Below are 23,440 nucleotides of genomic sequence, written 5' to 3'. Positions count from 1 at the left end.
AAGCGGCGCGGACTGGCACATACCGGCTCAGGTGATGCTCGGTGTCACCGCGCAGGAGTCGAACATGTGGCAGGCCACCCGCTTACGCCGTGCCGGGTGTCACGGCCAACTCGCTGATCGGCAACTTCTACGGCGTCAAGTACTCGGCCGACGGCTCACAGACCGACCCGTGGGCGATCGACTGGTCCGAGTCGGACTGCGGCTACGGTGTCACGCAGGTCACCGACGGCATGCGGCTGCCGGGCAAGGGCCAGCCGACGATGACGACCACGCAACAGGAGGCCGTCGCGCTCGACTACGCGGCGAACATCGCGGCCGGCGTGAACATCCTGATCGAGAAGTGGAACCAGACCCGTGCCGACGGGATCGTCATCAACGACGGCCACCCGAAGTACATCGAGAACTGGTTCGCGGCCCTCTGGTCGTACAACACCGGCTATCACCCGAAGTCGGAAGCGGGCAGCAACTCCGGCAAGTGGGGCCTGGGTTGGACGAACAACCCGGCCAACCCGCTGTGGAAGGAGAACCGCACTCCCTTCCTGGAGGACGCCGCCGGCGCCGACGACTACAGCCATGCCGCGCACCCGCAGGACTGGCCCTACCAGGAGAAGGTCATCGGCTGGTCCGCACGCCCCCTGTCGGCGATGTTCGCGCCCGGCGACTTCCAGGCGGGCTACCGCCAGGCGTGGTGGAACAGCAACGCCTATCGCACCGCGTCCAAGCCCCCGATCGGCCTGTTCTGCGACAGCAGCAACGACTGCGACCCGTCGAAGATCAGCACGGGTGCGAACAACAACACCGGCGGCGGCCCCTGCCTGCTGCCGGGCGACCCGAGCGAGTCGGATCCGCTGTACCTGAAGTGCTGGTACACGAAGGCGGCCACGTGGAAGAGCTGCACGACCGCCGCCCAGTGCGGCAACGCCATCCACCGGTTCGACGCGACCTATCCCGAGCAGGCGGACGCCAATTCCTACCCGCCGAAATGCTCGGCCGACTTGCCCTCGGGGACGTACATCGTCGATGACCTGGCCGATGGGACGGTGCCGGCCGGTTCCGATCTCCGCTCCTGCGGCAGCGTGTCCTCGGCGGGCTCGTTCGACCTGGACTTCGGTTCCGCCTCGGCACGTATCGACCTGCACCAGCTGGGTGCCGCCTACGACAACCACTTCTGGTTCACCCACACCAACAAGGAAGGCACCACCGACGGCAGCCGTCTGAAGACCACCGGCACATGGACCCTGAACAAGTCGGACCGGGGCTGGATGCGTGTCTGGGTGCACCTGCCCGACCATGGCGCGCACACCCGCCAGGCCATGTACAAGGTCGGCGGTACGAACTCCACGAGCCCGAACCGCGCGCTGCCGCAGCGGGTGGGGGCCAACACCTGGGTGCCGATCGGCGTCTTCAACTTCACCGGCACGCCCACCGTTTCCCTGTCGAACGCGACGGCCGACGGCACGGGCACCGAGGACGTCGCATGGGACTCGGTCGGGTTCCAGCCGATGTCGGGCAAGCCGCAGAACCAGGTGGTCGCCATGGGCGACTCCTACTCCTCGGGTGAGGGCGCGTCGACGAACGGCGGCGACGACTACTACCCGGAGTCCGACTTCTACGACTCGACCCAGCCCGACACCGAGAACAAGTGCCACCGTTCGAAGTTCGCCTGGGCGCGTCAGGCCACGCTGCCGGGCGGGTCGAAGTCGATGGGAGCACTGGCGGACAGCCGCGACTCCGACATGGACTTCCAGTTCATCGCATGCGGGGGTGCCCGCTACTTCCAGGTCCTGTGCAACACCCAGTACGGCGAACTCGCCCAGCTGGACAAGGGGTACCTCGACCAGAACACCACCCTGGTCACCCTGTCGGTCGGTGGCAACGACATGCGGTTCACCGACGTCTTCCGGAACTGCATCCTGGGCGTGACGGGGTTATGCAACGACGACTCCCTCCCCAACGAGAATCCGGACACCGGGGAAGCGGCCAGCGGGGAGACAGGTCCGGTCGACCAGTGGGCGCCGGTGTGGGCGCGCGACACGGTCAGGCCGCGTCTGGTCACCACGCTCAACGAGATCCACAAGCGGGCGCCCAACGCGAAGATCGTGCTCATGGGCTATCCGAGGCTGCTGGACGGCAACGGCCAGTGCATCCCCGGTATCGGGACCCTCGGAGGCTCCCTGGCTGAACGAGATGGCCGACGACGTGGCCGCGGAGATGGGGAACGCGGTCGACGACGCCAACAGCCGGTACAGCGCGAACGCCGTATTCAGCGACCCGCGTGACGAGTTCGCCGGCAAGGCGATCTGCGGTGATCCCGAATCGATCCACGGCATCGTGCTGTCCGGGCACTCAAGGGCGGACAACCGCGACGTGAAGTGGCTGCCGGGCAACGTGGCACCCTCCATGAAGTCGTTCCATCCGAAGGTGGCCGGGGCCAGGCTGTTCGCCGACTCCCTGGAGCACACGCTCGCCGGGAACTGACCGATCGCGCAATGCTCTGAGGACGCGGGCCCGAGTAGTCGTACTCGGGCCCGCGTCCGCTCCCTGTGAAACGGTGAGGCCATGACGAAGGCCAGGGTCTTCCGCGGGGTGAAAGGCACACTCGTGTCGGCACTGGCGGCTGCCGTCTGCTACTGGATGTGGACCTCTCTCTGGGAGTGGTCGGACGACGTGTCCCGGGCCAGCGGCGACGCCATGGGCGCGGGGTGGCTGGAGGGCCTGCTGGCGGGTCTTCTCGGTCTGCTGTCGATGCCGGTACTGCTGTGGGCGGGCATGCGGCTGCTGAGGGAACGCGGCAACCATCTGCTCGTCGTGGCCGGCTTCGTGGCCTGGTGGATCATCGGCGGCAAAATCGTCGAGGAAGGCAACGTCGGCGACATGGCCACGGGCTTGTACATTGCCCTGTTCGCGGGGCTGGGCGGTTTGGCTTCCCTCGCCGAGATGCCGAAGACGCGTTCCTGACGTGCGCTAAAATGCGCTTCCTGGCAGTTCGCGGAGAAGAGGGCATTGTGAAGATAGTGCGTATATGTCTCGCGGTGGTGGCATGTGCCTTTATGGCCACCTCCTGCGGGGGAGGTGACACGTCTGTCGACACATCCCGTCTGACGGGCCATGAAAAGGAATGGATCGAGTTCTCCTACGCGCACGAGAAGAGCGACGAGGTCAAGCGGTCGCTGGAAGAGCTGACCGCTGAAGGCGTCAAGTCCTACCTTGATCGGCAGCGTCTCCGCCTGTGCGGCGACACAGTGTCACTGATGCAGAGCCTCAAGGAAGCGAACTACACGGCGGACGAGATGCAGGAGTACAAGGAGAAGTCCGATGAGCTCATGTGCTGACTCCGGTGGAGCACGCACGGAGTGAAGGTCCCCGCTGACGAAAGCGGGGACCTTCGCATTCCGGGGCAAGGTGACGCTTTACGTGACCGCGCCTCCGAGAATTCTCAGTGAATACTTGTCGTACGCCCGGTGCAGAACCATCGTCACCGGCCCTGAGACGAATACGCCGCTGACAATGTACTCCTTCTTGTTACCCGTTTTGGCGACCTCCTTTTCGTACAGGGCATCGGTCTCCTTCTTCGCCTGCTTGAGCCACGAAGAGGCCTTGCCGTGGTCGACTCCCGTCACATCGATTCCCGTACAGGAAGCGAGGAAGTCAAAGCCACCGGACTGCTTTGTTCCGGTTCTGCACAGAAGAGATGACATGTCCTTGTGATCGGCGTATCCGGCCGAAACCGTCAGCCCGTTCGCGCCGCGTCCGTGGACATACGTCCTTTTCTTCCCGTCGGGCATTTCCTGCTCGACGGGCTTGTCCAGTTTCAGTTTCCAGTCCTTCGACAGACCGGCGAGGAAGTCCTTGCCTGTGTAGCCGGTGGTCATCGTGTCGGCCGCGCCGAAGCTGGGCCGCTTGTCTCCGGGCACCGCGTGCTTCGGCAGATCGGAGGCGCGGGGCACAGCCGGTGTCGTGGACGGCTGAGGACGGGACGCCGCGGTCTTCGAACGGGAGGGCGCTGCCGCCCCGGGGTCGCTCCGGCTGCAGGAGACGGCTCCTGCCGAGCCGATGACGACAGTCATCAGCAGGGCGGGAACGCGGATGGCGGCGCGTGTCACAGGCCACCGTCGTTGAGGTTGCAGGCGCCGGGATCGGAGGAGCTGAACGGCACGAAGGCGATGGCGTCGAACACCACGTTGTCGTCTCCGGTGCCGGCGTCGTGGAGGTTGTCCGCCTCGATCCGGCCGCCCTTCCAGAAGGAGAAGGTGCCCATCTCGAACCAGGTGTCCTTGCCGGCGCTGCGGGTTCCCTGGTTGACCCGGCAGTAGTCGGATTCGGCGCCGGCCACGTTGTCGCCCGGGATGAAGTTGTACCGGACGATCGCTTCCGCGCCATGGCTGGGCAGGTGGATGTAGACCTTGTAACGCTCGCCGCCGATGTCGTCTCCGGAGGGGAGCTTTTCCTGGTTGACCTGCCAACGGCCGGTGACCTTGTGGAAGTAGTCGGTGTCCGGGTAGTTGTGGGTGAAGTAGACGTGGTGGTCGTACCCGGCGCCGAGCTGGTGAAGGTCGATGGGCGCGATGTAGGGCGTCGCGCGGAACGTGCCGTCGTCCCTCAGTGTGGTGATGTTGTCACCGGTCTGGAGGGTGAACTTGCCGTCATCGGCGGCCTCGAAGTCCCCGCAGCCGTAGGTGTTCTCGTGCTGACCGAGGTCGTCGACGATGATGGCGTTGGTGTAGACGCTCGGATGGTCGATGCACGGGCCGTGACCGTACTTGCTCTTCAGCTCCGGCTCTCCCGAGCCGAGCGAGTAGTTGAGCTTCTCGGTGCTGGAGTTCCCGGTGCTCTGCGAGCCCATCCAGTCCACGCTGCCGCTCCAGTAGCAGCTCGCGTCCCAGCTCGGGCACGGGTCGGCCGCGTCCGGGTTGCACGCGTTGGACGAGTTGCAGAACAGGTCGCGCGGGGCGGCCTTGACACCGCCGAGCGGCATGTCCGGCTCGGAATACGACTCTTCTCCGTCCCAGGTCATCTGCGGGACCTCGGCCCAGCCGAGGATCTTCTCCGGGTAGTTCCAGTCGCCGGGGTGGGAGGCGTCGTCGTAGCTGTAGCGCAGGAACGGCTGCCGGTCGGCGGGGTAGCGCGGGTTGATCGGGTTGTTGAAGAAGCCCAGGCCGACCGAACCAGAGGTGTAGACACCGGAGTTGTAGCCCCAGAGCGCCGTGTACCAGTTCTCGATGTAGGCCGGGTTGCCGCCGTTGGTGTTCATGCCCAGCGCTTTGAGCTGGTTCCACTTCTCGGCCAGGATGCTGAGACCGGAGGCGATGTTCGCCGCGTAGTCGGTGGTGACGGCTCCCGCGCGCAGGGTGTCGAGTCGCGGGGAGTCCTTCTCGGACATGCCGGTCGTGACCTGGGCGATGCCGTAGCCGCAGTCGGCCTTCTCCCGGTTGGGGTAGCCGTGGATGCCGTTCTCGTTGCCGTACCAGTCCGACTTGGTGACGTTGCCCGAGTCGCCGTTCACGGAGTGCCAGGACGCCTGCTTGAAGTTGGACTCCTGGGCGAGGATACCCAGCATGACCTGAGCGGGAATGTCGCCTCCGCCGTTCAGCCCCGGCTTGGGGAACAGACCCTGCGGGGTGTACGCGGCGAGGCCGGTGGAGTGCCAGTCCTGCGGGCGGGACACCTTCAGTTCGCCGTGCACGGCCTGGTCGACCGCCCACTCGACCATGTTCGCGCTGGGCTGGAGCGCCTGGCGCTTGGGGTCGTTGCGCTTGACTATGCAGGGAGTTTCCATCGTCCCGACCTTGCCCCAGACGGGAGCGCCGGACCCGGACAGGCACTGCGATTCCGGCCCGCCCTCACCGCAGGTGAGAGGGTCCTCGTCATCGCCTCCGGCCAGCACGAAAGCGGCCGGGTCCATCGACCTCGAGGAATCCGACGTCGAGGAATCCGACGTCGAGGAATCCGACGTCGGCTCCGGCCGCTTGCGGTCGGCGTCCACGAGCGTGGTGGCCTTCGCGCCGGTCTTCAGCGCGGTCGCCTTGACGGTCAGAGTTCCGGCGTCCTTGTCCGAGGACGCGCCGATACGGGTGGTGATGCCCTTCATCTGCTCGGAGAACACCGAGTTGGTCACCAGGTGACCCTGGCGGGAGATCCCGGCCACGCGGCCGTCCACCGCGTGCTCGGAAAGCCCCGGGGCGTCGCTGGTGTCGATTCCCGTCACGTCGCCGACGACCGCGGCGCCGCCGGCGACGGGAAGCAGTTTGACCTTCCCCTTCGGGGCGCGGCCCAGTTCGGTGAAGCCCTTGCCGTCGAAGCGGGAGATGACGCTGCTCTTGCCGTCGACCGTACCGACGTCCACGGTGCCGTTCTTACCGGCGGTCAGCGCGAACATCGGGCCGGGCACGGCGGCGAGCTTGCGGGCGGACAGCTTCTTGCCGCTGTCCTTGAGGTCGACGAGGTTTCCGCCGAGCACGCCGACGGTGCCCTGCTGGGTGGGGGTGACGTGCGTCAGGTAGCCGTCGACCGTGCGGCGGGAGGACACCGATCCCGTGGGCGCGTCGACCGAGGTCACCGTCGTCGCGCCGGCGGACTTGTCGGTGGCCGTACTGGAGGTGAACGCCACCTCGTCGCCCGTTCCACAGCCCGGCGTGAAGTACGCGAGTTGTACGCGGTCGGGAACCTCGGTGACCTTGCCGTCGGAGAGCCGGATCACCGCGGCGAAGGCACCGTTCTCGTACGCGCCGGGCTGGTTGGACCAGGTCGACGGCGCGTAGACCGCTGCCGCGTAGTTCCCTGATCCCGTGGTGCAGACGTAGCCGGTCCACGGGCCGACTTCGGAGAGGTCCTTGCGGTTGAGGCGGGCGATCTCGTAGAAGGAGAACCCGTCGTCCTCCTTCGCCGCGAGGATGTGAAGTCCCTCGGCATCACCGGTGGCCTGCACGATCGCGTCCGACGACGAGGTGTAGTCCGATCCCAGATCCTTGCCGGGCGCGGAGAACAGGCGGGGTGTCGTACCGTCCGCGGCGGTGGCGGCCGTCTGCACCGCGTTGTCCGGAGAAGCGAGCGGGACCAGAGCGGCGGAGGCCGCCACCACGCTCATGACTAACAGTGGGTTCGCGGAGAAATATCTCCTGAGACCTCTTCTGCGCATTGTCTTCCTTACATCCAGTCCGTACAAAGACCGTGCACGAGCGGGAGACTCGCGTTGTTGTTGTTCTTGATGTATTGCAGCGGCGCAGGGTCGTACTGGGCGTTGACGTCGTTCCAACACGCTTTCGCGGTCGTGGCCTTCCAGTTCTGCATCTTGGTGTAGGCGCCTGCGACACCGTCGGTGAGAAGTCCCGTGGTGTCGTAGTCCTGGACGCCACCGTCGGGATCACGTGTTGTCCACAGCGTTCCGAACACGTAGTCGGGGGACGTGTCGAGATCGCGTGAGAGCTTCAGCCACACGCTCTGGCAATCCGGTGACCACATCAGCCGCACCGCGACCGATTCATCGGCCTCGGTCACCTGTTGAAGAATTTCGGCGTCGTCGTCGCATCCCGTCTGAATGGGATCCTTGCCCGAACAAGTGGCTCGCCAGCAGTCGGCTGGGGCTGCCGGGGAGGCCCCAATTCCCTGTAAGGCTCCGGCCAGCAGTGTTATTGCGGCCACCGCCGGCCCGTATCTGCGTACACGATGCACGCACATCACCTCAGATCTTTCGTTCGCCGTACCGCGTCGAACGCGGCATATATGACCGCGGTCATCCCTGTTGTCCCTTTCCGACTCGGGCGTCGGAAAGAACGCACGCAGTTTACGTGAACACGACAGCCGTGCAAGGGGGTTATATGCGGCTTACATGCACCTGATCCGGGCTGGGTGCGTACGGCACGCACTTCCGCGTCGCCACTGTCGAGGAGGGCATGGACGCGCTGGTCATCGCCGCGAGGAGGTCGCGCGAGAAGGTGCCGGGCTTTGGCGGAGTTCGGCCACGTGCCGGGGAATCCGTGGCCTGAAATCGCACCCGCCGCCGGTCGCCTCGTACGGCACGGGTTTCCGTGTCCCGGCGATCTGGGACGCCGTCTTAAAACCTATGAAGCAAAAGCTTTGGGAAGGAATTGCATCGGCACCGGCACCGGCATCGGGTGGGAGCCCGGGAGCTGCCGACGGGTATCGCACCAAACCGGCCGATCCCGCCGACAGCACACCTTGCCGACGGGTGCCCCGCCCGCGGACGCCCGGTCGTTGGGCGCCCGCCCTCGGACGTCCGGCCCTCAGATGTTCGGCCTTGGACGTCCGGCCCTCAGGTGTTGGCCCTCAGATGTCCCGGAAGAGACCAGCGAGCGCGGTGACCTGCCGCGATGAGTGGCTGATGGTGGCTGACCTGTGCGAATGACCTTTCAGCTGTTTCACGTTCGTGCCGTTTGATGGGGCCGGAAGTCCCAGAAAAGTCCCAGAGGGCTCCCACTGCTGACGGGCGTCTTTCGGCTTTATACGGCAGTACGGGCTCGTCCAACGCCCCGTGGGTTCCTGATGATCGACGACGACTGTGCGGTCGTCGATAGCACTGAGGATGTTCCACCGTACTGGGAGTGCGGCGGCATCTTGAAGGTGGGTGGTTCGGACAGGCGTTCTCAGCGAGGCGGTAGCGATCACCAAGGGGTGCCAGGTCTTCATCGTGATCGGCAACAGCCTCCAGGCGCAGCCCGCTGGCAGTGTGGCCGTCGACCGCGGTGCACGGCTGTCAGCGTCAACGTCAAGGCGACGCCATACGATGATCGGGCCGACAGAGTGATGGGGGAGCCGATCGGCACGGCGCTGCCGGAGCTGTCGCGGTGAGTGCAGGTGTCGTTCGCCGCGGGCTCATCCCGTCGCGCTGCCGGGATTGTCTGATTCATCGCGCTCGATTCGGAGCGATATCTGTGGGCGGCGATGCACGTAGCCGTAACGTCGAGGATCTTCATAGAGGGCTTCGGCCAAAGCCGGAAGGAGGAGCAGGAGACCCTCGATCTCGCTTTCCAAGGCTCCATGCCGACGCTCGAAGTCGGCGGGCCGCCTCTTGCCCGGGTTGCATTCGTACAGCTCCAAAACCTCGATCAGTCGACCCATGGCCTCACGGGCACTTCGCAGGTTCTTGGTGACCCCAGCGACGAGACTACGGAGCGCGTCGTCCTCGGGCTTCTTCTCCTGGCGCGATAACTCACCTGACAGTCTGCCCTTGCACGCCGTTGCCGAATTTCGTACAGAACCCGATGAACGGCCTTCATTGGAGGGGACTGTCGGTCGCCCGACGCCTTGCCGCTGTCAGGCCCGCCTGGACGTGGCCCTCACATGTACGCCTCCTCCGGCTGTGTGTACGGCCCGCCATGCATTCGGCGGAGGAGCGGCGTTCGACGGGCAACTGCAATGCAGCGGGGCTACGTCAGGGTGGCGAGTGAGTGTCACTGTCTGTGATGTGCCTCAGGAGTGGCGACGCCACACGGGTAGCGCCGAACAGGAAGCCAGTCGGGCTCCTTGTGGGCGGCGTAAGGCATGGGCTGCCATTCGTTTCCCCCCCCGGATTCTCCCCAGCCTTCGCTCACGCCCAAAGCGCCTGGTCAGGGGGTCGTCGGAGGCAGGACGAGGAGATCACCCGCATCACTTCTCCCCAGAGACTCCCCACGGCCGATTCTGACTCGAACCGTGAATGATGCGAGGGCAAAGAGCGAAGAGCGACGGATCGTGGTGCGACGAGTTCAGAGCCAGTCCCGCCGCTTGAAAATCACGTACAGACTCGCGCAGACAACCCCCATCAGGCCCATCGCGAAGGGGTACCCGAAGCTCCAGCCCAGCTCCGGCATGTCCTCGAAGTTCATGCCGTAGATCGTCCCGACGAGGGTCGGGGCGAACAGAATCGCCGCCCACGACGAGATCTTCTTGATCTCCTCGTTCTGTTCGAAGCCCGCCTCGGCCAGGGCCCGCATCTCCGCGTTCTGCTGCTGGGTGACCAGGGTCGCGTTCACCGTGAGGATGTCCGTGAGGGCCTGGCGGAAGCCGTCCACGCGTTCGCTGGTGTGGGTGACGTGGTCGGCGACGTCGCGGAGGTAGCGCTGGAGTTCCTCGTCGGTGCCGTACTTGGCGAAGCCGGCCATCAGGCCGTGCAGCATGCCGACCAGGGGGCGGGTGGCGCGTTGGAACTCGACCATCTCGCGGGAGAGTTCGTAGATACGGCGGGACACCCAGGGGTCGCCGCCGAATACCTCGGTCTCGATCTCGTCGATGTCGTTCTGGACACCGGAGACGACTGGGGCGTAACCGTCCACGACGGCGTCGAGGATCGCGTACAGGACCGCCTCGGGGCCGAGTTTCAGCAGCTCCGGCGTCTCCTCCATGCGGCGGCGCACGGCCGACAGGTCGGGGGCGGCGCCGTGCCGGACCGTGATCAGGAAGTCGGGGCCGATGAAGACGTGCAGCTCCCCGAAGTCGACCTCCTCCGACGCGTCGAGGTACCGGGCGGCGCGCAGCACTACGAAGAGCGTCTCGCCGTAGCGCTCCAGCTTCGGCCGCTGATGGGCCTCCATCGCGTCCTCGACCGCGAGCGGGTGGAGGTCGAACTCGGCCGCCAGGGAGAGGATCTCCTCCTCCGTCGGACGAGCCAGGCCGATCCATGCCATGCCGTCCGGCTGCTCCCGCAGCTCACGGAACGTGTCCGCGAGGGTGGCGGGGTTCGCGACCCGCGTCCCGTCGCGGTAGAGCGCCGCCTGTACGACGCTGCCGACCTCCGCGGGAGCCGCCGGCTCGGCCGGGGCCTGACGCGGCGCCGGAGGATCCGCGGGCGGTGGCGTCGCCTCAGGTACGGCACGCCGCCACACCGGCTTCCGGCCGCCACCCGAAGGCGGCACGGGGCGGCGGGCTCGGCGGTCTGACATCGCGGCAGCCTCCCAGTTGATGTGTCGCGTCTGCCGAGCATGTCGAACGAGTCGAGCATGTCGAACGTGCGTCCAGGCGATCACCGAGCAGGATATACGGGTCAAATGGCGTGAGCGGGTGCGCGGGGTAGTGGATCGGCAAGGGTTGCGGACAGAACTTGTCCGCAAGCCCCGCTAACGTGCGGAGCATGACGAAGACGACCTCGACCGCCCCCGTGCTGAGCGCCCGTGAGCTGAACCGCGCGACCCTGGACCGGCAGCTGCTCCTGCGCCGGGCCACCCTGTCCGCGACGGACGCCGTCGAACACCTCGTCGGCCTCCAGGCGCAGAACGTGAAGCCCCCGTACCACGCCCTCGCCGCCCGCCTGGAGGGATTCGCGCCCGAGGAACTCTCGGCCGCCATGGAGAAGCGCGAGGTCGTGCGCATCGTGACCATGCGCTCCACCATCCACACCCACACCGCCGACGACTGCCTCACCCTGCGGCCACTCGTGCAGGCCGCGCGCGAGCGGGAGCTGTACGGCTTCCGCCACGGGCTCGCCGGTGTGGACCTCGACCGGCTCACCGCGATCAGCCGGGAACTCGTCGAGACCGAGCCGCGCACCCTGAAGCAGCTGCGCGAGGCACTGCTCCTCGAATGGCCGGACGCCGACCCGCTCGCCCTCGCCATCGCGGCCCGCTGCCGGCTGCCCCTCGTCCAGGTCACCCCGCGCGGCCTGTGGGGCCGCAGCGGACAGGTCGCGCTCACCACCGCCGAGCACTGGCTCGGCCGGGCCTCAGAACCCGCGCCCGCCCCCGACGCCACCGTCCTGCGCTATCTCGCCGCCTTCGGCCCCGCCTCCGTCAAGGACATGCAGACCTGGGCCGGTCTCACCCGGCTGCGCGAGGTCTTCGAACGGCTGCGGCCCCAGCTGGTCACCTTCCGCGACGAGCACGGCGTCGAGCTCTTCGACCTGCCGGACGCGCCCCGCCCGGACGCGGACACACCGGCCCCGCCGCGGCTGCTGCCCGAGTTCGACAACCTGCTCCTCTCGCACGCCGACCGTTCCAGGGTCGTGTCCCCCGACTACAAGGGCCGCTCCTGGCAGGGCAACCAGGCCTACTGCACGCTCCTCGTCGACGGCTTCCTGGAGGGTGTTTGGCGGCTGGAGGAGTCCCCCGACGAGGCCGTGATCACCATCGAGTCCTTCGGCACTCTCAGCAGGAGGCAGCGCGACGAAGTGACCGAGGAAGCGACACGGATGCTGTCGGTGCTGAGCACGTCGTCCTCGTACGACATCCGGTTCGGGACCGTCGTACGGGGCTGACCGCGGAGACGGGACCGAACTGGACGAGACCGGTGCGGGGAGGGAGCGCTCGGCGGTGTCAGTCCGCGCGGCCCGTTGTCGCGACCGTCACGCCGAGGCCGACCATCGTGAGGCCGCCCGCACCGCCGATCATCGACAGGCGGCGGTCCGAGCGGGCGAACCAGCCGCGGGCGGTGGCCGCGGTCAGACCCCACAAGGTGTCCGTGACCAGGCCGATGGTTATCGGGATCAGGCCCAACAGCAGCATCTGCAGGGGCACTTGACCGGCCGAGTGGTCGACGAACTGGGGGAGCACCGCGGCGAAGAAGACGATGCCCTTCGGGTTGGTGACGCCGACGAGGGCGCCGTCCAGGACCGTCCGCAGATCGCCTCGGGCGGGCGCGTTGGCCCGCTCCGCGATGTCCGAGGCCCGCATCTCCTTGCGGTGCCGGAACGCCTGGACGCCGAGGAAGACCAGATAGGCGGCCCCCGCCAGCTTCACCGCCAGGTAGACGGTGACCGATCGCTCCACTATCGAGCCGACGCCCACGGCGACCGCCACGACCAGCAGATACGAACCGAGGACGTTCCCCAGCGCCGTCGCCACCGCCGTGCGCCGGCCGTGGGCGAGCGCCCTGCCGATCACGAACAGCACGCTCGGCCCCGGAATCATGACCACCAGCAGCGACATCGCCGCGAAGGCCAGGAACCGATCCGTCGACACCATGCCCGTCACCCCCACCTCACCTGTCACCACGCCCGTCACCGGCCACGGTCGCCACCCGCACCGAAATCCATTGAAACAGGCGCTACTGACAACGCACCCCGGACCGGTCCGGGCGCAGGAACAGGCACATGGAAAGGGGGCGTTGCGGGCCGCTCGTGGAGGCCCGCAACGCCCCCTGGCTCAACCTGAGTCGTGCTCAGGAAGTCATCGGGACGGCACCGCGTGAGTGCGACGGCACTGCGTGAGTACTAGGAGTTGACCTGCGTCGTCACCAGGCTGGAGAACGTGGTCAGGCGGGTGTAGACGCCGGGGTAGGCGGCGTCGGCGCAGCCGTAGCCCCACGAGGTGATGCCGGCGAGCTTGCCGCCGATGATCAGCGGGCCGCCGCTGTCGCCCTGGCAGGTGTCCACGCCACCGGAGGTGTAGCCGGCGCAGACCATGTCGGAGGAGATGTAGGACGAGCCGTACGCCGAGGAGCAGGTGGCGTTCGAGACGGTCGGGACCGTGGCGGTGCGCAGCTGGTTGGAGGAGGAGCCGCCCGAGCTGGTGGTGCCCCAGCCGAGGATGCGGGCGGTGGCGCCGGCCGCGTACACGCTGGTCTCGGAGGAGGAGACGTAGCTGATGGGCGTGTACGGCATGGAGGTCGACAGGGTCAGGACGGCGACGTCGTCACCCTGCTCGGCGTCCACGTAGCTCGGGTGGATCCATATGTTGCTGACCCGGCTGACCGTGCCGTTGGTGCCGTTGCGGTAGGTGCGGCCGCCGACGACTCTGACGCTGCTCGTGGTCTCGTCGACCATGCAGTGCGCGGCGGTGACGACCTTGGTCGCCGACACCAGGGTGCCGCCGCAGAACTGGTTCTGCGAGGAGTCGGTGATCTGCATGACGTACGGGTACGTGGCCGCCGTGGTGGTCGAGCCGCCGACGATGGGCTGGGGAGCGGCGCTCGCTGTGGTCGCGCCGAGCAGACAGGTCGTCGCGGCGGCGGCGACCGCCGCGGTGACGGCGGCGGCCTTCTTGGCAAGGGTGAGCCCGAACATGGTTCTCCTCAGGAGTGCCGGTGGGGGGTGCACTGTGGGGGTGGAGCGACAGCCTGCGGGGCGGGTCCCACGCTAGAAGCGGACCGGCTCTCTCCCCAATGAGGGAACTCCCTGCGGGAGTTGACGAGGGAAAACCCTCGGTCACGACCTGGCCCGCCCCTCCGGGCCGAGGATCGGGGGCAGTTGGCGGGGTCCGGGTGCGCCGACGAAGCGCGACGGTGGCCGTCCGGCACCCGCCCCCCGCACGCTCGCCGCGTACACACCCGCCCACACCCGGCAGGCACCGCTTCCCGGCGACCGCCCACACCCCGGCGACCGCCCACACCCCAGTGGCCATCCGGCCCGGCTCAGGCCATCAGCCTCAACCCCCGTACACGAACAGCGAGTTCACTCCCCCCGCCGCTGCCCCGCAGCCAACCGCACGATGTCGACCCGTGACCGGATACCCAACTTCCGGTACACCCGGGTGAGTGTCGCCTCGACCGTCTTCACGCTGATGAACAGGTGGGCGGCGATCTCGCGGTTCGTGGCGCCCTCCAGGACGAGTCCCGCGACCTGGCGTTCCGTGGAGGCCAGTCGGTCGAGGTGTGGCAGGAGGGACTCGGGGGCCACCGCCGAGGCGTCGGCGGGAGGGTCGGCGGCCACGGAGGCCGTCTCCAACTGTCTGAGCCAGGGCACCGCCTTGCAGCGTCGGAACAGCCGCGCCGCCTCGTCGTACGAGCCGTGCCCCGACTGCTCCGCCCGCAGCCGGGCCAGCGCCAGGGCGGCCCGGGCCTCCTCCAACCCGTATCCCAGCTGGGCCAGTCGGTCCTGTGCCGAGGTCAACTGCTGTGCGGCAGCCTCGTATTGACCGGCCGCGGCCTTCACCAGGGCCTCGGCCCGGTCCAGTACGGCGAGGACGCCCGCCCGCCGGAGCCGTACCGCGTGTTCGCGTGTGGCGGTGATGACGTCCTGGGCCTCCGCCGGTTCGCCGATCAGGACGAGCGCCTCGGCGAGGTCGCCGTGCCAGCGGCCCCGCGCGGGGTCGAAGATGCCGAGCCCCTGCTCCAACTCCCGTGCCCTGCGCAGGGACTGGACCGTCCCGGCGGCGTCGCCGGCCACGAGCTGGGCGTGCCCGAGCGCGCCCAGCGCACGCGAGAGGTAGATCAGGTCGCCGTCGTCCTCGGCGCGGCGCACCGCGTCGCCGGCGAGTACGAGTGCCCGGTGTACGTCGCCGCCCGCGGCCTCGGCGAGCGAGGTGAACATGTTGCCCGCGGCCTCGCCGATACCGGTGTCCCGGGCGAGCCGCAGGCTCTCGTGGGCGAGGTCCAGGGCGCGGGCGCAGTGCCCGGAGCGCAGTTCGGTCTCGGCGAGTCCGCGCAGGAAGTGCACCTCGCTCTCGACCATGCCGCGCCGCCGAACCTCGCCGAGGAGCCGGGTGATCGTCGTACGGGCTTCGGTGAGCTGGTCGCTCATGATCTGCCAGCGGAACCGGGTGGCGCCGGCGCCGTTGTGGTCGCAGGCCACCCGAAGGTCCTGCGGTTCCGCGAGGGCCTTCTCCAGGGTCGCCGGAGCCGCGGGGTGACCCATCAGGGTCTCCATCTGGGCCTGGAAGGACAGGGCCATCAGCTCGGTGCTCCGGTCACCGGCGACGGCCGCGAGCCGGGCCGCGTGCGCGGCCTCCTCGCGGCCCTTGGCCGTCTCGCCCTCCACGAGCAGCGCCCGCCACGCCAGTTGGTAGCGGACCAGGGCGAGCAGCCGCGGGTCCTCGCCCGCGTCCGCGAGGGCCTGCGGGAACACGGCCTCGACGTCGGCCATCGCCTGCCCCGCCGAGTCGATCACCACCATCCAGGCCCGTACCCGGACCGCCGCGTCGGTCGCCCGGTCCAGGATGTCGCGGGCCACCTCGCGGGCGAGGTCGATCTCGCCCGAGGTCAGCGCGTCCTCGGCGGACTTCAGGCGCCGTTCGTCCGCGCCCGGCCCGCCGTCCGGCGGGGTGTGCCGGGCGGCGAGCAGCCCGAGCTGGGCCGCGACCGAGGGCGCGCCGCGGTCCCGGGCGAGCGCGGCCGCCTCGGAGAGCCGCGCGGCGACCCGCTCGTCGGTGCCGGTGGTGGCCAGCGCGAGATGGCGGGCCCGCTCGATCGGGTCGGAGGCCACCGTGGACAGCGCGGCGTGGGCGGCCCGTCGCTCCTGGGGGGTCGCCTGCGCGTACAGCGCGGCCGAGACGAGCGGGTGCGCGAATCGGACCGCGCCCTCCTGCCCGTCCGGGCCCTGGGTGTCGGGACCTGGGGCCGCCACCAGACCGAGCGAGGCCGCGAGGGCGACCTCCGCCTCCGCGTTCGTACGGCCCGCGGACCCGAGCAGAGTCTGTGTGGGGCGGGCTCCCGCGCTCGCGACCAGCAGTGTCTGCCGGGCCTCGGTGGACAGCAGCTCCAGGCGGCTGAGGACGAGGGCACGCAGCGAGGTCGGCACCGGCAGCGGCTCGCCGGGGCGGGGCGGTGTCGGGCTCTCGGCCAGGGCGCGGGCGAGCTCCAGCGCGAACAGCGGGTTGCCGCCGCTGGTGTGGTGGATGTCCCGCAGTGTCGACCGGCGCAGACCGGTGTAACCGCGTACGACCAGCAGCTCGGACACCTGCGGCCGGGACAGCGGGGTCAGCCGCAGGGCCAGCGCCTCCGGCGGATACGCGCGTAGATACGGGTCGTGTTCTTGCTCCTTCGGTTCGGTGCCGGTACGCACCGCGCCGAGCATCCGCACCGGCATCCCGCCGAGACGGCGGGCCGCGAAACCGAGCAGTTCGGCGCTGGGCGCGTCCAGCCACTGCAGGTCGTCGGCGACGAGGAGGACGGGGCCCTTGGCCGCCAGGGCGCGCAGCACCGACAGCACCGCGAGCCGCAGCGCGAGACCGTCCTGGTGCAGGGACGATTCGGCGCGGCCGGTGAGCGCCGCTTCGAGCGCCGCCTGCTGTGGGGCGGGCAGCGCGTTCGCGACCTCGTCCGCGACCAGACCGAGCAGATCGACCAGGGCGAGGAACGGGAGATGGGATTCCGACTCGGTTGCCGAACAGCGCAACACAGTTCGGGCTGATTCGGCATATTCCGCTGCCATTGCCCGCAGGACGGTCGACTTTCCTATTCCGGGCGGACCGTGCAAGAGAAGGCTGCCCCCTCGGGAGAGCTGCTCACGGGCTCGCCTGAGCAGCTCGTCCCGCCCGACGACCTGCTCGGAACGGGGTCTGACAGGCTCCTCGAAATCCCGTCGCACGCGCACCGCTCCCCTCAGTCGTGTTCGGCTCAATATTAAGCAAAGAGCCCTTGAATTTCGGAGGGTTGCGCCGTGAGGGAAATAACAGAGATCCGGTATACGGGATTTCAGCGTGACCGTGCATGTATAGAGCGCGCCGGGAGGTACGGACCTTCGGGCGGTGGTCCGGGGAGGTACGGACCTTCGAGGCGGCAGGCAAGGGCGGATCTCAGGGCAGCAGCCCCGCCCGCCGGGCCGCCACCACCGCCTCCAGCCGCGTGTGCGCGCCCAGCTTTCGCATCGCGGAGCGCAGATAGGCCTTCACCGTCTCCGGACGCAGCCCGAGCCGTTCCCCGGCGGCCGCGTTGGTCGTACCGGTCGACACACAGGCAAGAACGTCCAGCTCACGCGGGGTGAGCCGGACCCGCCGGGCCGTCGGCACCGGGCCGGGCGAGGCGGCCAGCGTGGCGCAGACCGCCAGCAGCTCCGCCCGCAGCGCCGGGTCCACGACGCGCGGGGCCAGCGCGCGCAGCGCCCCGTGCGCCTCCCGGACCCGCTCCCACGCCGCGCCCCCGGTGACGTCCCGCGTCACCTCCGACTCGCGCACCGCCGTCAGCAGGCCCCGCGCCTCGTCCCGTACGACCAGGGACTGCTCCACGTCCCGCGCCGCCTCCACCGCCGCGGCCAGCGTCCGGTCGCCGAGGGGCTGGGCCGTGCGCAGAGCGCCGTACAGGACACCGCGCACCCGGCGGCGTACGACGACCGGCACCGCGAGGATGGCCCGCAGGCCCTCCGCGGCGACCGCGGCGTCGTACTCGTGGCTGATCCGCCGGGAGGAGGAGTAGTCCAGGACGGCGCACGGCCGGGCGAGGGCGACCGCCTTGCCGCCGAGGCCGTTGCCCGACGACACCGCGAGCGCGCTGAGCGCCGCCGTCGCCGTACCGTTGAGCTCGCTGATCCGCACCTGATGGCGGCCCGGCTCGACCAGGCCGCCGAAGGCCACGGGCAGCCCCGTCGTCCGGCGCAGCCGCATCAGCGCGCCGCGCAGCTCCACCGCTTCGGTCGCGCCAGTTGCCACGTGCTCGTCCCTTCACCGCGGCGCACCCCCCGTTCGGGGGTAGTGAGACCCGCATCACGGATTACACGATGTGAGTGAGCCGCCCGGCAATGGTCCGGGTCCGAGGAGGACAGATGACTACGACGCCGACGGAGCACTTCCGCAGCGCGCGGGACTTCCTGCTGGAGCACCGCGAGGACTACGCCACGGCCTACGAGGGCTTCGTCTGGCCCCGCCCCGAACACTTCAACTGGGCCCTCGACTGGTTCGACCACATCGCCCACGGCAACGCCAGGACCGCGCTGCACATCGTCGAGGAGGACGGCCGCGAGACCAAGCTGTCCTTCGGGGAGCTGTCCGTACGCTCCGACGACGTCGCCGGCTGGCTGCGCGAGCTGGGCGTACGCGCCGGGGACCGCATCCTCGTCATGCTCGGCAACCAGGCCGAGCTGTGGGTGACCGCGCTCGCCGCGATGAAGCTGCGCGCCGTGGTCATTCCGGCCACCCCGCTGCTCGGCCCCGCCGACCTGCGCGACCGCGTCGAGCGGGGCCGCGTCCGGCACGTGATCGTGCGCGCCGAGGACACCGGCAAGTTCGACGAGGTGCCCGGCGACTACACCCGCGTCGTGGTCGGCGGCGAGCACACGGGCTGGCGGTCGTACGAGGACGTGTACGACCGCGAGTCCGGCCTCTTCCTGCCCGACGGACCGACCCGGGCCGACGACCCGCTGATGCTCTACTTCACCTCGGGCACCACCGCCCGCCCCAAGCTCGTCGAGCACACCCACACGTCGTACCCGATCGGCCACCTGGCGACCATGTACTGGATCGGCCTCAAGCCGGGTGACGTGCACCTGAACATCTCCTCACCCGGCTGGGCCAAGCACGCCTGGTCGAACCTCTTCGCGCCCTGGAACGCCGAGGCGACCGTCTTCCTGCACAACTACACGCGCTTCGACGCGGCCCGCCTGATGGCCGAGATGGACCGCGCGGGAGTGACGACCTTCTGTGCCCCGCCCACCGTCTGGCGCATGCTCATCCAGGCCGACCTGACCCAGCTGCGTACGCCCCCGCGCGAGGCCGTCGCCGCGGGTGAGCCGCTGAATCCCGAGGTCATCGAGCAGGTGCGGCGCGCTTGGGGCGTCACGATCCGCGACGGCTTCGGGCAGACCGAGACGGCCGTGCAGGTGTCCAACAGCCCGGGCCAGCCGCTGAAGACGGGCTCCATGGGGCGGCCGAGCCCCGGCTTCGAGGTCGAACTGCTCGACCCGGTCACGGGCACGCCCGGCGCCACGGAGGGCGAGATCGCGCTCGACCTGTCGGCCCGCCCCGTCGGCCTGATGACCGGCTACCACGGCGACCCCGACCGTACGGCCGAGGCGATGGCGGACGGCTACTACCGCACCGGCGACATCGGTTCGCGCGACGCCGAGGGCTACATCACGTACGTGGGCCGCAGCGACGACGTCTTCAAGGCCAGCGACTACAAGATCAGCCCCTTCGAGCTGGAGAGCGCGCTCCTGGAGCACGAGGCCGTCGCCGAGGCGGCCGTCGTGCCCGCCCCGGACGAACTGCGGCTCGCGGTCCCGAAGGCGTACGTCGTGCTGGCGGACGGCTGGGAGCCGGGACCCGACACGGCGAAGGTCCTCTTCGAGCACTCGCGCACGGCCCTCGCCCCGTACAAGCGCATCCGCCGCCTGGAGTTCGGCGACCTGCCCAAGACGGTGTCCGGCAAGATCCGCCGGATCGAGCTGCGCGAGGCGACGGCCGCGGGGTCGGACGCCGAGTACCGCGAGGAGGACTTCCGGTGAGCGAGGTGACTGAGGTGGGCGGGACAGGCGAGCTGTCGTACGCGCACGGGACGAGCGGGACGTCGCTGGTCGACGACACCATCGGCGCCAACCTGGACCGGGCCGTCGCGGCCTGGCCGGACCGCGAGGCGCTCGTCGACGTACCGTCCGGACGGCGCTGGACGTACGCCCAATTCGCCGCGGACGCCGACCGGTTGGCCCGCGCGCTGCTCGCCGACGGGGTCGCCAAGGGCGACCGGGTGGGCATCTGGGCGGTCAACTGCCCGGAGTGGGTGCTCGTCCAGTACGCCACCGCCCGCATCGGCGCGGTCATGGTGAACATCAACCCGGCCTACCGCACCCACGAGGTCGAGTACGTCCTCAAACAGGCGGGCATCTCAGTCCTGTTCGCCTCGCTCAGTCACAGGACGAGCGACTACCGGGCCATGGTCGAGCAAGTGCACGGCAAATGCCCGCAGTTGAGGGAGACCGTCTACATCGGCGACCCGAGCTGGGACGCGCTGATCGCCCGGGGCACCCCCGACCTGGACGAGGAGTTCCGGACGCGCCGGAGCGAGCTGTCCTGCGACGACCCGGTCAACATCCAGTACACCTCGGGCACCACGGGATTCCCCAAGGGCGCGACCCTCTCCCACCACAACATCCTCAACAACGGCTATTTCGTGGGGGAGTTGATCGCCTACACCGAGCAGGACCGGGTCTGTGTCCCCGTGCCCTTCTACCACTGCTTCGGCATGGTGATGGGCAACCTCGCCGCCACCTCGCACGGCGCGTGCGTCGTGATCCCGGCCCCGTCCTTCGACCCGACGGCGACCCTGCGCGCGGTCCAGGACGAGCGCTGCACGTCCCTCTACGGCGTACCGACCATGTTCATCGCGGAGTTGAACCTCCCCGACTTCGCGACGTACGACCTGTCCTCCCTGCGGACCGGCATCATGGCGGGCTCGCCCTGCCCGGTCGAGGTGATGAAGCGGGTGGTCTCCGAGATACACATGGCGGAGGTCTCCATCTGCTACGGCATGACCGAGACCTCGCCCGTGTCCCTCCAGACCCGCCGCGACGACGACCTGGAGCACCGCACCGGCACGGTCGGTCGCGTCCTGCCGCACATCGAGGTCAAGGTCGTCGACCCGGCGACCGGCACGACCCTGCCGCGCGGTTCGGCGGGCGAGCTGTGCACCCGCGGTTACAGCGTGATGCTCGGCTACTGGGACGAGCCCGAGCGGACCGCCGAGGCCGTCGACGCCGGGCGGTGGATGCACACCGGGGACCTGGCCGTGATGCTCGACGACGGGTACGTGCAGATCGTCGGCCGGATCAAGGACATGATCATCCGGGGTGGCGAGAACATCTACCCGCGCGAGATCGAGGAGTTCCTGTACGCGCACCCGAAGATCGCCGACGTGCAGGTGGTGGGTGTGCCGCACGAACGGTACGGCGAGGAGGTGCTCGCCTGTGTCATTCCGCGCGACGCCGGGGATCCGCCGACGTTGGGGGACGTGCGGGCCTTCTGTGAGGGGCGGCTGGCGCACTACAAGGTGCCGAGCCGGGTGCGGATCATGGATGCCTTCCCGATGACGGTGTCCGGGAAGGTGCGGAAGGTCGAGCTGCGGGAGCGGTTCTCCGGGAGCGTGTGACGACCGCGGGCCGGTCCCGCCCACGTGGCGGAGCCGCACATGTCACAGCCCCGCGCTCCTTCGGGACGCTCAGGCCGTGGCCCTGTGCATGCAGACGCGCGGCCAGCGGTCGAGGCCGTGCTCGGCCTCCGAGGCGCGGATCTTGCGCAGGCCCGGGGTGAGTTCGGGATCGGTCAGGGCGCGGAAGCCGATGCGCTCGTAGTAGGGCGCGTTCCAGGGGACCTCCGTGAAGGTGGTCAGTGTGAGACCGGTCAGGCCCTGGTCGCGTGCGCGGTCGGCGGCGTACGCGATCAGGGCCCGGCCCACGCCCCGGTGTGAGGCGTCCGGGTGGACGGAGACCTGCTCGATGTGGAAGGCGCCGTCCACGAGCTCGCCGATCAGATACGCGACGGGCCGGCCGTCAGCGCCGTCGCCCTCGGCCTCGTCGCCTTCGGCGATCCAGGCGTGGCCCGCCTCCCGGAAGCGCTCCAGCAGTTCCAGCGCGGGTGGTTCGTCGTCGGCGATCTCCTTCATGCCCAGGGTGCGGAAGGGCTCGCCCGCGGCCCGCTCGATGTCCTGCAGCAGCGGGAGGTCGGCGGGAGTCGCCGGTCGGATGCGCATGACGTCAAGTATGCGTTCGTTTCCGGGAGTCGGGCCACTCAGTCTCCCGTGGCGATCAGGTCGTCGGCGAGGCTGTTCACCGGCTGTGGGGTGCCGGTGAGGTCCAGTACGAACAGCGGGATGCCGAGGGAGTCGGCGCAGACGCGGGCGTCCTCCTCGTAGCCGGCCAGCGAGAAGTACACGCAGCCCGCCGACTCCGTCATCGCCGTCAGCCACAGGCACTCCACGTCCCGCAGTGAGGCCGGTCGCACGGTCGGGTCGACCTGGGCCAGGATCCCGCGGGCCGCCAGACCTATCCCGGAGGGCGGCCGCTGGTCGGCCCGCCGGATGTCCCGGTACCCGAGCCAGCGCAGATACAGCGCGGCGGCGGTCACCGCGTCCCGCGCCGTGCGGATGACCACCGGCTGGAACGCGGGGCGGGGCGACGTGGCGGTACGGGGGAGCGGGATGGCGGCGGCGGGGAGACGGCTTGCCCGGCCGGTCCCGTCGGCCCGGGATTTCCGGGGCGGGCGGCCGGAGTGCTCGCGTGAGCCCTCGTACGACCCTTCGTGCGAGCTCTCATGGGAGCCACCCTCGGGGCTCTCGCAGGTGTCCGTGCCCGAGGAGTGCGCCGCGTCGGCGCCCGGGGCTCCCGCCTCGCCCTCGGCACCCGGCCCCGTCACCGGTACCCGTAACACCACCCCGCAGGGGCACCCCAGCTCCGGCCGGGGCCAGTGGTCCGCCCGCCCGCAGGCCTCGCAGCGGATCGTCACCCAGCCCTCGTCCCAGGTGTGGTGCGTGACGGGCTCCGGGGGCGCGCTCCGGTCGAGGACGGGCGCGACAGGCGCTCCGCACACACACGGGTACGACGGCGCCGCATAGACATGCTCGCGCCGACAGGCCGGACACCTCACCGGCACGCTCTCGGACATAGCCCTCTCCAGAACACCGCGACACCACATCGGCACATCGCCGTATCGAACACATCGCCACAACGCCCCATCGGGACAGCAACCTCCATCGTGCTCCGGAACCCCCGCTTCCGGCAGCGAAACGATCCGACGTCCCGTGATTCCGCGCCGACCGACCGCCGGCCGACCACCTGTCGACGGGTCGGCTCCTGTCCGCCGACCGGCCTCCGGCTGCCCGCCGAACCCTTGACGCCTCCTGGCCGCCCATCTACATTGTTTCCAGATAGCAGAAGTTAGTT

At 69.2% G+C, this 23,440-nt stretch carries 18 protein-coding genes and 1 pseudogene; 8 read left to right on the top strand and 11 right to left on the bottom strand.

Annotated features, from left to right (window positions below; translation table 11 throughout):
- The first annotated feature begins 89 nt into the window (after positions 1 to 89).
- From ACH4YP_RS05050 to ACH4YP_RS05035, 4 genes are all read left to right on the top strand, one after another.
- Positions 90 to 2,279 (top strand): hypothetical protein, encoded by a 2,190-nt coding sequence (locus ACH4YP_RS05050; protein WP_398489401.1) that lies wholly within the window; start codon positions 90 to 92, stop codon positions 2,277 to 2,279.
- Entirely contained in the window at positions 2,188 to 2,478 is a 291-nt protein-coding gene (locus ACH4YP_RS05045) for a hypothetical protein (protein WP_398489399.1), read from the top strand. Before ACH4YP_RS05050 ends, ACH4YP_RS05045 begins: the two co-directional genes overlap by 92 nt.
- 81 nt (positions 2,479 to 2,559) lie before the next feature.
- Positions 2,560 to 2,958 carry a hypothetical protein gene (locus ACH4YP_RS05040; protein WP_361066011.1) on the top strand — a complete coding sequence of 133 codons (399 nt, stop codon included), beginning with the start codon at positions 2,560 to 2,562 and terminating at the stop codon, positions 2,956 to 2,958.
- Positions 2,959 to 2,969: 11 nt separating this feature from the next.
- Positions 2,970 to 3,332: a hypothetical protein gene (locus ACH4YP_RS05035; protein WP_398489398.1), complete on the top strand. Its 363-nt coding sequence runs from the start codon at positions 2,970 to 2,972 to the stop codon at positions 3,330 to 3,332.
- Between the two features lie 78 nt (positions 3,333 to 3,410).
- Here ACH4YP_RS05035 and ACH4YP_RS05030 read toward each other — a convergent pair whose 3' ends face one another.
- The 3 genes from ACH4YP_RS05030 to ACH4YP_RS05020 are packed head-to-tail and all read right to left on the bottom strand — an operon-like array spanning position 3,411 to position 7,674.
- A complete protein-coding gene (locus ACH4YP_RS05030; protein WP_398489397.1) occupies positions 3,411 to 4,067 on the bottom strand; it encodes a hypothetical protein in 657 nt (218 codons plus the stop codon).
- A gap of 32 nt (positions 4,068 to 4,099) precedes the next feature.
- Positions 4,100 to 7,084, bottom strand: a complete 2,985-nt coding sequence (locus ACH4YP_RS05025) for a hypothetical protein (protein WP_398489396.1) — start codon at positions 7,082 to 7,084, stop codon at positions 4,100 to 4,102.
- A gap of 59 nt (positions 7,085 to 7,143) precedes the next feature.
- Positions 7,144 to 7,674 carry a DUF2690 domain-containing protein gene (locus ACH4YP_RS05020; RefSeq protein ID WP_398489395.1) on the bottom strand — a complete coding sequence of 177 codons (531 nt, stop codon included), beginning with the start codon at positions 7,672 to 7,674 and terminating at the stop codon, positions 7,144 to 7,146.
- Between the two features lie 834 nt (positions 7,675 to 8,508).
- Here ACH4YP_RS05020 and ACH4YP_RS05015 point away from each other — a divergent pair.
- A pseudogene (locus ACH4YP_RS05015) lies at positions 8,509 to 8,805 on the top strand (NAD-dependent deacetylase); the annotation flags it as partial.
- 24 nt (positions 8,806 to 8,829) lie between these two features.
- Here ACH4YP_RS05015 and ACH4YP_RS05010 read toward each other — a convergent pair.
- Together ACH4YP_RS05010 and ACH4YP_RS05005 are read right to left on the bottom strand one after the other, a co-directional pair.
- The gene (locus tag ACH4YP_RS05010) at positions 8,830 to 9,075 is read right to left on the bottom strand and encodes a hypothetical protein (RefSeq protein ID WP_398489394.1); all 246 of its coding nucleotides are present in this window, start codon (positions 9,073 to 9,075) and stop codon (positions 8,830 to 8,832) included.
- 626 nt (positions 9,076 to 9,701) lie between these two features.
- A complete protein-coding gene (locus tag ACH4YP_RS05005) occupies positions 9,702 to 10,874 on the bottom strand; it encodes a magnesium and cobalt transport protein CorA (RefSeq protein ID WP_398489393.1) in 1,173 nt (390 codons plus the stop codon).
- A 188-nt stretch (positions 10,875 to 11,062) separates the two neighbouring features.
- Here ACH4YP_RS05005 and ACH4YP_RS05000 point away from each other — a divergent pair, with 188 nt between their 5' ends.
- On the top strand, positions 11,063 to 12,181 hold the full coding sequence (locus ACH4YP_RS05000; protein ID WP_398489392.1) for a winged helix DNA-binding domain-containing protein: 1,119 nt from the start codon (positions 11,063 to 11,065) through the stop codon (positions 12,179 to 12,181).
- Positions 12,182 to 12,239: 58 nt separating this feature from the next.
- Here the strand turns inward: ACH4YP_RS05000 and ACH4YP_RS04995 are convergent, their stop codons facing one another.
- The 4 genes from ACH4YP_RS04995 to ACH4YP_RS04980 all read right to left on the bottom strand — a co-directional run bounded on the left by ACH4YP_RS04995 (position 12,240) and on the right by ACH4YP_RS04980 (position 18,179).
- Positions 12,240 to 12,887, bottom strand: coding sequence for a LysE family translocator (locus ACH4YP_RS04995; RefSeq protein ID WP_398489391.1), 648 nt, complete (start codon positions 12,885 to 12,887; stop codon positions 12,240 to 12,242).
- Between the two features lie 248 nt (positions 12,888 to 13,135).
- Positions 13,136 to 13,927 (bottom strand): S1 family peptidase, encoded by a 792-nt coding sequence (locus ACH4YP_RS04990; protein WP_398489389.1) that lies wholly within the window; start codon positions 13,925 to 13,927, stop codon positions 13,136 to 13,138.
- A gap of 387 nt (positions 13,928 to 14,314) precedes the next feature.
- Positions 14,315 to 17,167, bottom strand: coding sequence for an AAA family ATPase (locus tag ACH4YP_RS04985; RefSeq protein ID WP_398489388.1), 2,853 nt, complete (start codon positions 17,165 to 17,167; stop codon positions 14,315 to 14,317).
- Between the two features lie 208 nt (positions 17,168 to 17,375).
- Positions 17,376 to 18,179 carry a response regulator transcription factor gene (locus tag ACH4YP_RS04980; protein ID WP_398489480.1) on the bottom strand — a complete coding sequence of 268 codons (804 nt, stop codon included), beginning with the start codon at positions 18,177 to 18,179 and terminating at the stop codon, positions 17,376 to 17,378.
- Positions 18,180 to 18,337: 158 nt separating this feature from the next.
- On the opposite strand from ACH4YP_RS04980, the gene ACH4YP_RS04975 reads away from it, so the two are divergent.
- A complete protein-coding gene (locus ACH4YP_RS04975; RefSeq protein WP_361069895.1) occupies positions 18,338 to 20,014 on the top strand; it encodes an AMP-binding protein in 1,677 nt (558 codons plus the stop codon).
- Entirely contained in the window at positions 20,011 to 21,651 is a 1,641-nt protein-coding gene (locus tag ACH4YP_RS04970; protein WP_398489387.1) for an AMP-binding protein, read from the top strand. The genes ACH4YP_RS04975 and ACH4YP_RS04970 overlap by 4 nt, the downstream gene beginning before the upstream one ends.
- A gap of 69 nt (positions 21,652 to 21,720) precedes the next feature.
- On the opposite strand, the gene ACH4YP_RS04965 is transcribed toward ACH4YP_RS04970, so the two are convergent.
- Both ACH4YP_RS04965 and ACH4YP_RS04960 read right to left on the bottom strand, forming a co-directional pair.
- Positions 21,721 to 22,251 carry a GNAT family N-acetyltransferase gene (locus tag ACH4YP_RS04965; protein ID WP_398489386.1) on the bottom strand — a complete coding sequence of 177 codons (531 nt, stop codon included), beginning with the start codon at positions 22,249 to 22,251 and terminating at the stop codon, positions 21,721 to 21,723.
- 38 nt (positions 22,252 to 22,289) lie between these two features.
- Positions 22,290 to 23,162: a hypothetical protein gene (locus ACH4YP_RS04960; protein WP_398489385.1), complete on the bottom strand. Its 873-nt coding sequence runs from the start codon at positions 23,160 to 23,162 to the stop codon at positions 22,290 to 22,292.
- Positions 23,163 to 23,440 lie beyond the last annotated feature (278 nt).

The sequence above is a fragment of the Streptomyces sp. NPDC020747 genome, from assembly GCF_044334695.1.
Lineage (GTDB): Bacteria > Actinomycetota > Actinomycetes > Streptomycetales > Streptomycetaceae > Streptomyces.
Note: the sequence above shows the minus strand (reverse complement) of the source record. Positions and strands in the feature narration are given on the sequence as shown.

Excerpts from the sequence above, each read along its gene's own strand:
- ACH4YP_RS05045 (WP_398489399.1), top strand. The coding sequence starts at position 2,188 with ATGGCCGACGACGTGGCCGCGGAGATGGGGAACGCGGTCGACGACGCC.
- ACH4YP_RS05020 (WP_398489395.1), bottom strand. The coding sequence starts at position 7,674 with ATGTGCGTGCATCGTGTACGCAGATACGGGCCGGCGGTGGCCGCAATA.
- ACH4YP_RS04975 (WP_361069895.1), top strand. The coding sequence starts at position 18,338 with ATGACTACGACGCCGACGGAGCACTTCCGCAGCGCGCGGGACTTCCTG.
- ACH4YP_RS04995 (WP_398489391.1), bottom strand. The coding sequence starts at position 12,887 with ATGGTGTCGACGGATCGGTTCCTGGCCTTCGCGGCGATGTCGCTGCTG.
- ACH4YP_RS05035 (WP_398489398.1), top strand. The coding sequence starts at position 2,970 with ATGCGCTTCCTGGCAGTTCGCGGAGAAGAGGGCATTGTGAAGATAGTG.
- ACH4YP_RS05030 (WP_398489397.1), bottom strand. The coding sequence starts at position 4,067 with ATGACTGTCGTCATCGGCTCGGCAGGAGCCGTCTCCTGCAGCCGGAGC.
- ACH4YP_RS05005 (WP_398489393.1), bottom strand. The coding sequence starts at position 10,874 with ATGTCAGACCGCCGAGCCCGCCGCCCCGTGCCGCCTTCGGGTGGCGGC.
- ACH4YP_RS04990 (WP_398489389.1), bottom strand. The coding sequence starts at position 13,927 with ATGTTCGGGCTCACCCTTGCCAAGAAGGCCGCCGCCGTCACCGCGGCG.
- ACH4YP_RS04980 (WP_398489480.1), bottom strand. The coding sequence starts at position 18,179 with ATGCGGCTGCGCCGGACGACGGGGCTGCCCGTGGCCTTCGGCGGCCTG.
- ACH4YP_RS05025 (WP_398489396.1), bottom strand. The coding sequence starts at position 7,084 with ATGAGCGTGGTGGCGGCCTCCGCCGCTCTGGTCCCGCTCGCTTCTCCG.
- ACH4YP_RS05000 (WP_398489392.1), top strand. The coding sequence starts at position 11,063 with ATGACGAAGACGACCTCGACCGCCCCCGTGCTGAGCGCCCGTGAGCTG.
- ACH4YP_RS05010 (WP_398489394.1), bottom strand. The coding sequence starts at position 9,075 with ATGGGTCGACTGATCGAGGTTTTGGAGCTGTACGAATGCAACCCGGGC.
- ACH4YP_RS05040 (WP_361066011.1), top strand. The coding sequence starts at position 2,560 with ATGACGAAGGCCAGGGTCTTCCGCGGGGTGAAAGGCACACTCGTGTCG.
- ACH4YP_RS04965 (WP_398489386.1), bottom strand. The coding sequence starts at position 22,251 with ATGCGCATCCGACCGGCGACTCCCGCCGACCTCCCGCTGCTGCAGGAC.
- ACH4YP_RS04960 (WP_398489385.1), bottom strand. The coding sequence starts at position 23,162 with ATGTCCGAGAGCGTGCCGGTGAGGTGTCCGGCCTGTCGGCGCGAGCAT.